The 13,230-nt window shown below is 59.8% G+C and carries 13 protein-coding genes; 6 read left to right on the top strand and 7 right to left on the bottom strand.

Translation table 11 applies throughout. The annotated features are described in order from the left end of the window. The first annotated feature begins 121 nt into the window (after positions 1–121). Positions 122–562 carry a type II 3-dehydroquinate dehydratase gene (gene aroQ, locus AB4N43_RS20900; RefSeq protein WP_140669465.1) on the top strand — a complete coding sequence of 147 codons (441 nt, stop codon included), beginning with the start codon at positions 122–124 and terminating at the stop codon, positions 560–562. 5 nt (positions 563–567) lie between these two features. After that, positions 568–1,422, top strand: a complete 855-nt coding sequence (locus AB4N43_RS20895; RefSeq protein WP_059182118.1) for a shikimate dehydrogenase — start codon at positions 568–570, stop codon at positions 1,420–1,422. A gap of 49 nt (positions 1,423–1,471) precedes the next feature. Here the strand turns inward: AB4N43_RS20895 and AB4N43_RS20890 are convergent, their stop codons facing one another. Together AB4N43_RS20890 and quiC are read right to left on the bottom strand one after the other, a co-directional pair. Beyond that, entirely contained in the window at positions 1,472–2,149 is a 678-nt protein-coding gene (locus AB4N43_RS20890) for a TetR/AcrR family transcriptional regulator (RefSeq protein WP_027924242.1), read from the bottom strand. A 102-nt stretch (positions 2,150–2,251) separates the two neighbouring features. Then, positions 2,252–4,153: a 3-dehydroshikimate dehydratase QuiC gene (gene quiC / locus AB4N43_RS20885; protein WP_059182116.1), complete on the bottom strand. Its 1,902-nt coding sequence runs from the start codon at positions 4,151–4,153 to the stop codon at positions 2,252–2,254. A gap of 339 nt (positions 4,154–4,492) precedes the next feature. On the opposite strand from quiC, the gene AB4N43_RS20880 reads away from it, so the two are divergent. Beyond that, a complete protein-coding gene (locus tag AB4N43_RS20880; RefSeq protein ID WP_228758936.1) occupies positions 4,493–5,809 on the top strand; it encodes an MFS transporter in 1,317 nt (438 codons plus the stop codon). A 49-nt stretch (positions 5,810–5,858) separates the two neighbouring features. Here the strand turns inward: AB4N43_RS20880 and AB4N43_RS20875 are convergent, their stop codons facing one another. Both AB4N43_RS20875 and AB4N43_RS20870 read right to left on the bottom strand, forming a co-directional pair. Then, positions 5,859–6,737 (bottom strand): DMT family transporter, encoded by an 879-nt coding sequence (locus AB4N43_RS20875; protein WP_027924245.1) that lies wholly within the window; start codon positions 6,735–6,737, stop codon positions 5,859–5,861. Between the two features lie 119 nt (positions 6,738–6,856). Beyond that, on the bottom strand, positions 6,857–7,633 hold the full coding sequence (locus AB4N43_RS20870) for an IclR family transcriptional regulator (RefSeq protein ID WP_027924246.1): 777 nt from the start codon (positions 7,631–7,633) through the stop codon (positions 6,857–6,859). Positions 7,634–7,884: 251 nt separating this feature from the next. Between AB4N43_RS20870 and ypfJ the strand changes: the two genes are divergently transcribed. Together ypfJ and AB4N43_RS20860 are read left to right on the top strand one after the other, a co-directional pair. Next, positions 7,885–8,778 carry a KPN_02809 family neutral zinc metallopeptidase gene (gene ypfJ / locus AB4N43_RS20865; RefSeq protein WP_460151908.1) on the top strand — a complete coding sequence of 298 codons (894 nt, stop codon included), beginning with the start codon at positions 7,885–7,887 and terminating at the stop codon, positions 8,776–8,778. After that, complete coding sequence (locus AB4N43_RS20860; RefSeq protein ID WP_059182114.1) at positions 8,779–9,738, top strand: hypothetical protein; 960 nt, start codon at positions 8,779–8,781, stop codon at positions 9,736–9,738. A gap of 125 nt (positions 9,739–9,863) precedes the next feature. Here the strand turns inward: AB4N43_RS20860 and AB4N43_RS20855 are convergent, their stop codons facing one another. The 3 genes from AB4N43_RS20855 to AB4N43_RS20845 form a co-directional block, all read right to left on the bottom strand. After that, complete coding sequence (locus AB4N43_RS20855) at positions 9,864–10,457, bottom strand: HAD family hydrolase (RefSeq protein ID WP_027924249.1); 594 nt, start codon at positions 10,455–10,457, stop codon at positions 9,864–9,866. Further along, entirely contained in the window at positions 10,454–11,323 is an 870-nt protein-coding gene (gene tesB, locus AB4N43_RS20850) for an acyl-CoA thioesterase II (RefSeq protein WP_027924250.1), read from the bottom strand. Before tesB ends, AB4N43_RS20855 begins: the two co-directional genes overlap by 4 nt. A gap of 109 nt (positions 11,324–11,432) precedes the next feature. After that, complete coding sequence (locus AB4N43_RS20845; RefSeq protein WP_027924251.1) at positions 11,433–12,002, bottom strand: GNAT family N-acetyltransferase; 570 nt, start codon at positions 12,000–12,002, stop codon at positions 11,433–11,435. A gap of 74 nt (positions 12,003–12,076) precedes the next feature. Here AB4N43_RS20845 and AB4N43_RS20840 point away from each other — a divergent pair, with 74 nt between their 5' ends. Continuing rightward, positions 12,077–12,997: a histone deacetylase family protein gene (locus AB4N43_RS20840; RefSeq protein ID WP_460151907.1), complete on the top strand. Its 921-nt coding sequence runs from the start codon at positions 12,077–12,079 to the stop codon at positions 12,995–12,997. Positions 12,998–13,230: the final 233 nt, after the last annotated feature.

The following is a 13,230-nucleotide window of genomic DNA, read 5'->3' as shown; positions in this document are numbered from 1 at the left end:
CCGCACACAAATCCCCTTCGAGACGTCTCTTCAATTGACCTAATTAACCAGCTAGTACAATTTGTCTCCACAGGCTGAAACCTAGAGCCGATTCCAAAAATAATAAGTGGAGAGACCCTTGATGCCCCCTATCGTTCTGGTGCTCAACGGCCCGAACCTGAACCTGCTCGGCACCCGTGAACCGGCGACTTATGGCCACGAAACCCTGGCAGACATTTCGGCGCTGTGCGCACGCGCTGCTGAAGAATTCGGCCTGGCCGTGGAGTTCCGCCAGACCAACCACGAAGGTGAATTGCTCGACTGGATTCACGCCGCTCGCGGTCGTTGCGCCGGGATTGTCATCAATCCAGCCGCGTGGACCCACACCTCGGTGGCGATTCGCGACGCCCTCGTCGCCAGCGAACTGCCCGTGATCGAAGTCCACCTGTCGAACGTCCATGCTCGCGAGCCTTTCCGGCATCACTCGTTTGTCTCGGCCATCGCCACCGCGGTGATGGCCGGTTTCGGCAGCCACGGCTATCGCCTGGCGCTGGAACATTTCAGTCTGAAATTGAAGGGGTGAACACGATGGCTCAGCACAACACTGTATTGGCCGGGCTGATCGGCGCCGGGATTCAAGCCTCGCGCACACCGGCGCTGCACGAGCACGAAGGCGAAGCGCAGGGCATGCGCTACCTCTATCGCCTGATCGACCTGGATCAATTGAAGCTCGACAGCAGTGCCCTGCCCGACCTGTTGATGGCGGCCGAACGAATGAACTTCACCGGGCTGAACATCACCTTCCCGTGCAAGCAGGCGATCATCCCGTTGCTTGACGAACTGTCGCCGGAAGCCCGCGGCATCGGCGCGGTGAACACGGTGGTGTTGAAGGACGGTAAACGCATCGGCCATAACACCGATTGCCTGGGTTTTGCCGAAGGATTTCGCCGTGGCTTGAAGGACGCTGCCCGTGAGCGCGTCGTACAAATGGGCGCTGGTGGCGCCGGCGCGGCAGTGGCCCACGCGTTGTTGAGCGAAGGCGTACAACTGCTGAGTATTTTTGACGTGGAGCCAAGCCGCGCGCAGGCGCTGGCAGACAATCTCAATCAACACTTCGGGGCTGGCCGGGCGGTGGCCGGGCACGATCTGCCGAGCACGTTGAGCCTGGCTGATGGTTTGGTAAACACCACGCCCATGGGCATGAAAAAACTGCCGGGCATGCCAGTGCCGGTCGAGTTGCTTCGCTCAGCCTTGTGGGTGGCGGAGATCGTTTACTTCCCGCTGGAAACCGAACTGCTGCGCAACGCCCGCGCGCTCGGTTGCCGCACGCTGGACGGCGGCAACATGGCGGTGTTTCAGGCGGTGAAGGCGTTTGAATTGTTCAGCAACGTGGTGCCGGATGCGCAGCGAATGCTCGCGCACTTTCAGAGCATGAACGACTGAGGGGATGCGGTGAGGGGCTGCAGTGAAGGGAAAGCCCCCTCACCTGATATCAGGCTTGCAAGTAACGCAACACCGACTCGCAAATCATCGCCCGATGCCGCTGCTTGATGGCTTCGTCCGGCAAATCGATCTGGAAGATCTCCCCGAAGGTATGACGGTTCGACACGCGATAGAAGCAGAACGAACTGATCAGCAGATGCACATCCAGCGCCACTAGCCCTGCACGGAACAAACCCTCCTCGGCACCGCGACGCAGAATTTCGCCCAGTGCGTCGAGAATCGTATTGTTCATGGCCTTGATCGCATCGGAGCGCTTCACGTATTCGGCATTGTGAATGTTCTCGATGCTGACGATACGCACGAAATCGACGTTGTGATCGTGGTGGTCGAAGGTGAACTCCACCAGGCGACGAATCGCCTCCACCGGCCCCAGTTCGGTCAGGTGCAAGCGGTTTTCAGTGTTGCGAATATCACCGTAGAGCTTTTCCAGCACCTCGACGTAGAGCTGTTCCTTACTGCCGAAGTAGTAATAGATCATGCGTTTGGAGGTGTGGATACGCTCGGCGATTGCATCGACCCGAGCACCGGAAAGCCCCTGTTGGACGAACTCGACAATCGCCTCTTGAAGGATATTCTCGCGGGTCTTTTCCGGGTTGTTTTTGCGGCTCTTGCGGGGCTCGGCGATCAGTTCGGCGGGCACTGCGGAGCGTTCTGAAGTCATTGTCATTGCGGGCTCACGGCCATCACTGCACAAGCTGGCGATTATGGGCCGCTGCGCACAGTGAAGGAAGCCGCGCGGCAGCGGTTTGTCCCGGCGTTTACGATTTTGCTACAACTTGGCTTGACGAATGGCACCGCTGCGGGATTTGGCCATCGCTGCCAGTCGAACCGCGACGTTGGCCGCGCCATAACCGGCATAGCCGTTTTTGCGCTGAATGATTTCAAAGAAAAACCGCCCTTCGAACGGCTCGGTGTACACATGAAACAGTTCGCCACCCAGCGCATCGCGGTCGTACAGCACGTTGAAATACGCCAGCTCGCTGAGGAACTCGTCATCGAAGTCGAACCGCGCGGCGAGGTCATCGTAGTAATTGAGCGGGATGTCCAGCAACGGCACGCCCGCCTCTTTCGCACGGCTGACTTGCGCAAAGATGTCATCGCAATCAAACGCGATGTGATGCACACCGGAGCCGCGATAACTCGACAGCGCGTGTGAGATCGCGGTGTTGCGGTTCTCGGAAATGTTCAACGGCAAGCGAATAGAACTGTCGCGGCTGCGCAGTGCGCGGCTTTTTACCAGGCCATACGGGTCGGGCAGAACCACTTCGTCATCGGCTTCGAAATCCAGCAGGCTCTTATAGAACAGCACCCAACTGTCGAGGCTGTCGGCCGGCAATGCCATGGCCATGTGGTCGATACGCTTGAGGCCACCGCTGGCCACCGCCGCTGGGTTCAGATTGAAGTCGGTGCCGTAGACGTCGGCCTGCTGATCCACCAAATAGATCAGGCTACCGTCCGGTGCGCGCACCGCCGCCAATTCCAGTTCATTGGGCCCGACCAGCCCACGATACGGCTGGCCTTTATAAGCCACAGCTCGGGCTAGCGCGCTGCTGCTGTCCTTGACCCGCACGGCGGTGGCGCACAGCGAGGGGCCATGCGCTTCGAAAAAACTGTGGGCAAACGAATACGGTTCGGAGTTGAGGATCAGGTTGATATCGCCCTGACGCAGCAGGCTTACGCTCTTGGAGCGATGCTGCCCGGCCTTGACGAAACCCAGCCGCTCAAGCCAATGGGAGAGCTTGGCGCCGAGGCTTTCATCCACGGCAAATTCGAGAAATTCGACGCCGTTGTATTCGCTGGCCGTGGGTGTCTCGAACAGGATGTCGAGGTTGGGTGCCGGTTGAGCTTCCTGCGCCAGGCGTTGGCGGGTTTTCTCTTCCAGGTACAGCAACGAACGCAAACCGTCGGCGGCGTTGGCCCGGGGTGGCGCGGCACGGAAACCGTCGTTGAAGATTTCCAGCGACAGCGGGCCGGTGTAGCCACTCTTTATAATCGGCGCGAGGAACCCCGGCAGATCAAATTCGCCCTGGCCCGGGAAGCAGCGGAAATGCCGGCTCCACTCCAGCACGTCCATGGCGAGGATCGGTGCGTCGGCCATTTGCACGAAGAAGATCTTGTCGCCCGGAATCTCGGCGATGGCGCTCGGATCGCCCTTGAGCGACAGGGTGTGAAAGCTATCGAGCAAGACACCGAGGCTCGGATGATCGGCTTGGCGGACGATGTTCCACACCTGTTGATAAGTGTTCACATGCCGGCCCCAGGCCAGCGCTTCATAACCGATTCGCAGACCGCGCGCACCGGCGTTTTCGGCCAGCAGGCGCAGGTCATCGACGAGGATTTGTTCATCACCGATGGAATCGGCAGATGCATTGCTGCAGACCAGCACCAGGTCAGTGCCCAGTTCCTGCATCAAGTCAAATTTGCGCTCGGCGCGTTCCAGATTGCGCGAAAGCCGCTCACGGCGGCATCCCTCAAAATCCCGGAAGGGTTGGAACAGCGTGATCGCGATCCCGAGATCGGCGCACATCTGTTTGATTTCCCGTGGGCTACCGTCGTAGTAGAGAAGGTCGTTCTCGAAAATCTCCACCCCGTCAAAACCGGCGGCGGCAATGGCTTCGAGTTTTTCCGGCAGGGTACCGCTCAAGGACACGGTGGCAATGGAACGCTGCATGTTTCGACTCCCGGTGGTGGAGACAGTCTTGTTATCGAGATCGCACGCTTCGCTTTATGTCGCCGCAGGCTTCGCCAGCTGCTACAGGGTCTGCGTTTAGCTTGTGGGGAATTATTGGCTGGACGAACTCGCACAGCAATTTAAAGTGTACTACCCGGTTAGTTTTGTGTTCGATTATCGAACACAATGGCCATTGGTGAATTGACGATTTTTTGTCCACTGCGCAACATCGACTCCACATTGAGACCGGTCATGCATCGTCGGGCTCGGTTACCAAAGACACAGAACACCACATAAAAATAATCGGTGGACTACATGACTCCTTCTCAAAGTTCTCCCATGGAGCACGCCTCCATGACTCCTGCCAGCGGCGGCATCGGCGACAAGATCCGCGGCGCCATGGCGGTCGGCAAAACCCGTTGGGGCATGCTGGCGCTGGTGTTTTTCGCGACAACCCTGAACTACATCGATCGCGCCGCCCTCGGCGTCATGCAGCCCATCCTCGCCAAGGAAATGAGCTGGACGGCGATGGACTACGCCAACATCAACTTCTGGTTTCAGGTCGGCTACGCGATCGGTTTCGTGCTGCAAGGCCGGTTGATCGACCGGGTCGGCGTCAAGCGCGTGTTCTTCTGCGCCGTGCTGCTCTGGAGCATCGCTACCGGTGCCCACGGCCTCGCGACGTCGGCGGTAGGCTTCATGGTCTGCCGATTCATCCTTGGATTGACCGAAGCCGCCAACTACCCGGCCTGCGTGAAGACCACGCGGCTGTGGTTCCCGGCCGGCGAACGCGCCGTGGCCACCGGCATCTTCAACGCCGGGACCAACGTCGGCGCGATGTTCACCCCGATGTTGCTGCCACTGATCCTGCACGTATGGGGCTGGCAGGCCGCGTTCCTGTGCATGTCGGCACTGGGCGGGATCTGGTTGCTGTTCTGGGGTTTGAAATACTTCAACCCGGAAGATCATCCGAGCGTCAAACAATCGGAACTGGACTACATCCAGAACGAAGTCGAACCGGAACAAGCCCGCGTGCCGTTCTCGAAAATCCTGCGCATGCGCGGCACCTGGGCCTTCGCCCTCGCCTACTCAATGACCGCGCCGGTGTTCTGGTTCTACTTGTACTGGTTGCCGCCATTCCTCAATCAGCAATACAACCTGGGGATCAACGTGACCCAGATGGGGATTCCGCTGATCATCATCTACCTGACCGCCGACTTCGGCAGCGTCGGTGGCGGGATCCTCTCCTCGTTCCTGATCGGTCGCGGGGTCAATCCGATCAAGGCGCGGCTGATGTCGATGTTCCTGTTTGCCTGCTGCATCGTCGGCGTGATCATGGCGGCGGGTTCGAGCAGTCTGTGGGTCGCGGTGTTCGCCATCTCCCTGGCCATCGGCGCGCACCAGGCCTGGACCGCGAACATCTGGAGCCTGGTCATGGACTACACGCCTAAACACATGATGAGCACAGTGTTCGGTTTTGGCGGCATGTGCGCAGCCATCGGCGGGATGTTCATGACGCAGTTGGTCGGCCACATCCTGACCGTCACCCACAACAACTACACCGTGCTGTTCACCCTGATTCCGGCGATGTACTTCATTGCCCTGACCTGGATGTACTTCATGGCACCGCGCAAGATTCCTGCCGTCACCGAGTAATTGCCCTTCCCCCGGCAGGCCTGATTCCAGGCCTGCCTTTTTGTTTGTCCTACCGACGACTCTGTTGCCACGCCGCCGCCAACCCGCTGCAGCAAATCACCGCGATCCCGACCACCGTGGTCAGGGTCGGCGTGTGGGCAAACAGCAGCCAGCCCAGCAGACCGGCAAACACAATCTGGCAATAACCGAACGGCGCCAGCAACGCCGGCGCGGCGTAGCGAAACGCCTGAGTCAGAAACAAGTGAGCCGTCATCCCGCACGCGCCCAGCGCCACCATCATCAGTCCATGCCCAAGGCTCGGCACTTGCCAGAAGAACGGCACCAGCGCGCTCATCACCAGGGTGTTGCACAGGCCGGCGAAAAAGTTGCTGGTGGTCGGGCTGTCGATGTTGCTGAGCTTGCGGGTGAGCAATTGATAGAAGCAGAAAAACAACGCTGAGCAGAGCGGCAGCAGCACCGCGGGTGTGAACAGATCACCGCCGGGGTGGACGATGATCAACACGCCGGCGAATCCGCAAATCACCGCGATCCATTGGCCACGGGTGACGTGTTCCTTCAGCAACGGCACCGACAGCGCCGTGACCAGCACCGGCGCAAGAAAGTTGACCGCCGTGGCTTCAGCCAAGGGGATGTATTGCAAACCGGTGGTGAAAAACAGACTGGTGCCCAACAGGCACAACGCCCGCATCACTTGCAGCCATGGCCGTTTGGTTCGCAGCACGCGCAATCCGGATTGCGGCAGGAAAATTCCCGCCATCAACAAGGTGTGAACCACATAGCGAGCCCAGACCACCATGACGATCGGATAGAAACCGGAGAGGTATTTGGACAGGGCATCGTGACTGGAGAAAAGAAAGGTGGCGACGACGATCAGCAAAATCCCTTTGAAGGGCTGGTTTACGCCGGAGAGCGGAGTGCTGACGGTCATGGGGTTCCCTTGTGCCTGGCGAATTCCAATAATTTAGAACCTGGTTCCAGATTCCTATACAAGCATAGGCCGAAAGTGTTCGAACATCGCACGGTTTCCGGACGAACAGACATCCCAAATCAGCTGAACAACTCTGAAGCAAGGCTCGCCGCCGACAACTCTTCGGCATACCTCAACAACAGCGGCGCCAATTCATGCAACCGTGCGCCCGGCATACGCGCACTGGGCCCGGCGATGCTCAGCACCCCCATCACCCGCCCCTCGCTCGGGTGCCGCACCACGGCAGCGATCGCCGAGGTGCCCACCGCCGAACTCTCTTCAACCCAGGCATAACCCTGCTCGCGCGCCAGACGCAAACGCTCCAGCAGTTCAATGTTGGATCGCGGCGCATTCGGCCCCAGGTCTTTGGGCCGCTCACCGCCCTGGCGTTCGACCAGCGACAACGCCTCGGCATCGCTCATGCACGCCAGCCACGCGTGGCCCGACGCGGTGTAGAACAAGGGCGCATCGCGGCCCATGTCCGGGTCGTAACGCAGGCCGGACCGGGCACCTTGCGACTTGGCGATCCAGACCTGCCGCTCGCCTTCAATGACGCCCAGGCGCACCAGTTCGCCGGTCTCCTGCGCGAGGCGATCCAGCACTGGCTGCACGATATCGGCGCCGCTGCCCGAGAGATAACGAAACCCCATCGCCACCAGTTTGGTGGTCAGGTGATAGCGCAGGTTCTCTGGATTCTGTCGCACATAGCCCAGCCGTATCAGCTCGGCAAGCAAGCGGTGGGTCGCGCTTTTCGGGATGTCCAGTTGTTCCGCCAGCGCCTGCATCGGCACACCGCGAGGGTCACTGGTAAGGCTTTCCAGCACACTGAAAACACGTTCGATCTGACTGCCGGCCATGGGAGGTTCCACATACAATTTGCCTGATTCTAGAAGACGAACCCGGTAATGCGAAATCTGGAACTCGACGATCGACAGGTTGATTCGATAAAAACCCGGCGCCTGACGGAATTCGATAGGGAGTCCACGTTCATACAAGTCTGGAATACGGCTGGCGATTGCCGGCAATAGCCGAAACCCGGACGATCGGACTGGCGCCGCTCCGCCACACCAGCAACACTCATCCCCACGGACAATCAGAGGATTCCCACATGCTATGGAAAAAAGGCCGACGCAGCGACAACGTGGTGGACGCCCGTGGTGATGATGTCGGCGGCGGCGGTGGCGGGATGCGTTTTGGTGGCGGCAAGGGCCTGAGCCTGACCGCGATCATCCTGATTGTCGGGATTGGCTGGATCACCGGCCAGGATCCGTTGCAGATCCTCGGACAACTCACCGGCCAAATGAGCGAGCAGTCGGCGCCCGCCACCAATCAAACGCGCAAGGCGCCACCGGCCAATGATGAAGGTGCCGAATTCGTGCGCTCGATCCTCGGCGATACCGAAGACACCTGGGGCCAGATTTTCCAGCAGGCCGGTAAGCAATATAAGAACCAGACCCTGGTGCTGTTCAGCAATCGCGTCAATTCCGCCTGCGGTCTGGCAACGTCGGCGACCGGTCCGTTCTATTGCCCGGCCGACCAGAAAGTCTACCTGGACATGGCATTCTTCCAGGAAATGTCACAACGTTTCTCCGCCGCCGGTGACTTCGCCCAGGCCTACGTGATCGCTCACGAAGTCGGACACCACGTTCAGACTTTACTCGGCGTATCGGCGAAAATTCAGACCGCTCGCGCCCAAGGCCGCCAAATGGAAGGCGACGGGGGGTTACTCGTGCGTCAGGAACTTCAGGCCGATTGCCTGGCCGGAGTCTGGGCCAACAATGCACAAAAGCGTCTGAACTGGCTGGAACCAGGCGACATCGAAGAAGCCCTGAACGCCGCCAATGCCATCGGCGACGACCGCTTGCAACAGCAAGGTCAGGGGCGCGTGGTACCGGACTCGTTTACCCATGGAACGTCAGCGCAAAGGGTGCGCTGGTTTAAAACCGGATTTGCACAAGGCCAGGTGGGCCAGTGCGATACCTTTGCGGCGAAAAACCTGTAAATGAAAAAGTGGCTGTTAGCTGTACTGTTTACCTGCGCAAGTACCCAAGCCGCCGAACATGCGGTCAAAGAACTCAGCCCCGGCCGGCTGTTGCTCAAAGAAGGCGAGATGGCGGTGAGCCTCGGCGCCGCGCCGGCCAAAATCGAACGCGTGCTGATCATCATCCACGGCCGTCTGCGCAACGCTGGAACCTACCGCCAGAGCGCCGAGCAGGCGGCTGAACTGGCAGGACAAAGCCAGACCACGCTGGTCATCGCCCCACAGTTTCTCAATGAAACCGATGTCGCCCTGCACCCCGTGGCGGACAGCGTCCTGCGCTGGCAGGGCGACGACTGGATGGCCGGCGGTTTATCCACAGCCCCGTTTGCACTGAGTTCCTTTGGGGCGCTGGATCAGATCATTGCGAGAGTCAGCGACCGCCAACAGTTTCCGGACGTGAAACAAATCGTCATCGCCGGTCACTCCGGGGGGGCCCAGGTGGTTCAACGCTATGCCTTGCTGGCTCACGATCAACCCGCGCTTAGCGCTGCCGGCGTGAAAGTCCTTTATGTGGTCGCCAACCCCTCCTCGTACGCGTATTTCGATGAGCGACGGCCCGTGGCGTTCGATCACGCGAAATGCCCTGGTTTCAACCGCTGGAAATATGGCCTGACGGATTTGCCCCTTTATGCCAGTGGGCAAACGGCACCACAGATTGAAGGCAACTACGTCAAACGTGACGTGACGTATCTGCTCGGGCAGCAAGACACCGACCCGCAGCAACCGGCGCTGGACAAGGGATGCGAGGCTGAAGCCCAGGGCACTAACCGGCTGGCTCGCGGGCATTTTTACTTTGATTATTTGCTGCGTCGTAATCCGCGAGGGGTGAACCAGCGGCTGGTGGAAGTGCCGGGGGTTGGCCATAACGGGCAGGGGATGTTGACGTCGCCGGAGGGGCAGAAGGCTTTGTTTGGGCAGTGAGTTTTTTGATGCCTGAACGGACGCTTTCGCGAGCAGGCTAACTCCTACAGTAGATCTCTAGCGGACGCAGTTTTTGTATTCCATAGCGATCCCCTGTGGGAGTGAGCCTGCTCGCGAAGAGGCCCTCAAGCCAACAACATTTCCCGCAATGCCACACAGTCCGCCGCATGCCAATCCGTCAGTTCCGGCCACGGGTTATCCGGCAAATTCACCAACACCGTTCGCGCCCCCGCCGCGCGACCACAATCCAGATCAAAGCGGTAATCACCGACCATCACCATCTCGCTCGCCGGCACGTTCCAGGCCTCTGCCAATTTCAGCAAGCCACCGGGATGCGGCTTGGGCGGTGCTTCATCACGCCCCAGCACATCCTCCACGGCGAAACAGTCGGCCAGGCCGATGGCCTCCAGCGTCACATGCGCCAGCTCCCGGGCATTGCGCGTGAGAATGCCCAGGCGATAACCGCGCCCGGCCAACTCACGCACCAGCTCTACCGCACCGGGTGCCGGTTTCGACCCCAGTGCCAGATCACGTTCGTGCTCCAGCAGCCACGCATGTTTAGCCGCCGCTTCATCGGCCGGCAATGCGGCGAGGTGGGTCAGGATGTCGTCTTCGGCCGGGATCGCCAATGCCACGCGAATCGCCGCAAAGTCGTGCACAGCCACCGTCAGGGTGCCGTCCATGTCGAACACCCAATGACGCACCTCGGCCAGGCTCATGCCCAATCCTTGCGATGACGAATCAGGCCTTCCTGAGTGACCGAGGCCACCAGTTGTCCAGCACGGTTGAACACGCTGCCACGGTTAAAACCACGGGAATTACCGGCCCAAGGGCTGTCCATCGCATAGAGCAACCAGTCATCGGCGCGCAGATCCTGATGGAACCACAGCGCGTGATCGAGGCTGGCGACCTGCATGTCCTTGTTCCAGACCGTTTTGCCATGGGGCTGCATCGAAGTCACCAGCAGACCGAAGTCGGACGCATAGGCCAGCAAGTATTTGTGCAGCGCCGGCGAGTCGGCCAGGGCACCGTCGGCACGAAACCAGACGTACTTGACTGGGTCAGAGGGTAGCGGGTTGTAGGGATCTTTTTCGGTCACCGGGCGGAATTCGATCGGTTTCGGGCACAGCAGTTTTTCGCGCATGTGCTCAGGGATCAGGTGCGCATGCTGCTGGGTGAGTTCCAGTTCCGAAGGCAGGTTTTCCGGTCCGACCACAACCGGCATTTGGGCCTGGTGCTCAAAGCCTTTTTCGTCGTACTGGAACGAGGCGCTGCAGGTAAAAATCGGATTGCCCTTCTGGATCGCCGTCACCCGTCGCGTGCTGAAACTGCCGCCGTCGCGCACCCGATCCACCTGATAAACCACAGGCAATGCTGAATCGCCCGGACGCAGGAAATACCCGTGCATGGAATGCACATGCCGCGCTTCTTCTACCGTCTGACTGGCTGCCGACAGCGACTGACCGATCACCTGACCGCCGAACAACTGGCGAAAACCCAGGTCCTGGCTGCGGCCACGGAACAGGTTTTCTTCGATCGGTTCCAGGGTCAACAGGTCGACCAGATCATCCAACACTTGGCTCATTCAGGCTCTCCTCACGCAAAACATTGCCGCGCAGTCTTGGCTGCGACGGTCGATTCAGTTTCTGGCCAGGGCCAATAAGATGGGGGCCATTGTAAACGTCCGCGGCGGCTTATCCATGCAAGGTTTGCAGCCATTGTTCACGGGTGATGCGGTACAGCACATGGTGACGCAGGGGATGGCCGGCGGCGAGCTTCGGATGCTCGAAGTCATCGGCTGAATCATGGTGCATGCCGATCGCCTGCATGACTTTCTCGGAAGGCGTGTTGGATTGCGTGGTGAAGGACACGACTTCGGTCAGCCCCAACCGGTCAAACCCGCAACGCAGAGCGGTCCACGCGGCTTCACTGGCATACCCCAGGCCCCAATGCTCGCGGGCCAGGCGCCAGCCGATTTCGGTCGCCGGGGTGAATGGCGCATCGAAGCCCACCACACCCAGCCCGGTAAACCCGATGAACTGGCCGGTGTCCTTGCGTTGCAGCGCCCAGAGGCCGAAACCATGCTCGGCAAAATGCCCGCGAATGCGCCCGATCAGCGAGGCACTTTCCAGACGACTCAACGGCGCCGGAAAATAACGCATCACCTGTGGATCGGCACACATCGCCGCAAATTCCGGCAAATCCTCGTCGCGCCACTGCCGCAACAGCAGTCGCGCACTTTCGAGTTGCAGTATTGGCTCCATTGCGTTCCCCCGTTTCCATGCCGCAAGTCTACATCGCTGGTAGGATCCTTCTCTCATTCCTACATGAAATCATCATGCCGCTGCCGCTGATTTATCACGAAGACTACAGCCCCGAGTTTCCGGCGGACCACCGCTTCCCCATGGACAAGTTTCGCCTGTTGCGCGATCACCTGGTGGACAGCGGCCTGACCCGGGACGCCGATCTGCTGCGCCCGGAGCTCTGCCCCCCGGAGATTCTCGCCCTCGCCCATGACGCTGCCTATATCGAACGTTATATAAGTGGCGAGTTGTCCCGTGAAGACCAGCGGCGTCTCGGCCTGCCCTGGAGCGAAGCCCTGGCCCGGCGCACGGTGCGCGCGGTCGGAGGGTCGTTGCTGGCTGCGGAGCAGGCGCTGCAACACGGTTTGGCCTGTCACCTGGCCGGCGGCACCCATCACGCGCATTACGACTACCCGGCGGGCTTCTGCATCTTCAATGACCTGGCCGTGATCAGCCATTACCTGCTGGAAAGTGGCCGGGTGAATCGGGTGTTGATCTTCGATTGCGACGTGCATCAGGGCGACGGGACTGCGCGGATCCTGCACAACACCCCGGACGCGGTGACCGTTTCCCTGCACTGCGAAAAGAATTTTCCTGCACGCAAAGCCGAAAGTGACTGGGACATCCCGTTGCCCAAGGGCATGGGCGACACCGACTACCTGAAAGTGGTCGACGATGCGCTCAACTATTTGCTGCCGCTCTATCAACCGGACCTGGTGTTGTATGACGCCGGGGTCGATGTGCACAAGGACGACGCCCTGGGTTACTTGAAACTGACGGACGAAGGCGTGGCGGCGCGTGATGAAAGCGTGATGCGCCATTGCCTGGGCCGGGATATTCCAGTGGTCGGGGTGATTGGCGGCGGTTACAGCAAGGACCGCAAGGCGTTGGCGCGGCGGCACGGGATTCTGCATCACAGCGCGCAACGGGTGTGGCAGTCATCAGGTTGTCATTGAACCGTGAGTGTTTACCCACAATGCCTGTGGAACTGCCTGTGGATAACCTGAGTGAAACGGCCTACAGCCCTTACGGCGCATAGCCTACACTGCGGTGGTTGTTTTTTAACCAGGTCCTGAACACATAACAAATCCCCTCTGGGAGCGAGCTTGCTCGCGATAGCGGATTATCAGTAAACACTACGCTGACTGACCCACCGCTATCGCGAGCAAGCTCGCTCCCACAGGGATCT

The sequence above is a fragment of the Pseudomonas sp. S2_B07 genome, from assembly GCF_054668435.1.
Note: the sequence above shows the minus strand (reverse complement) of the source record. Positions and strands in the feature narration are given on the sequence as shown.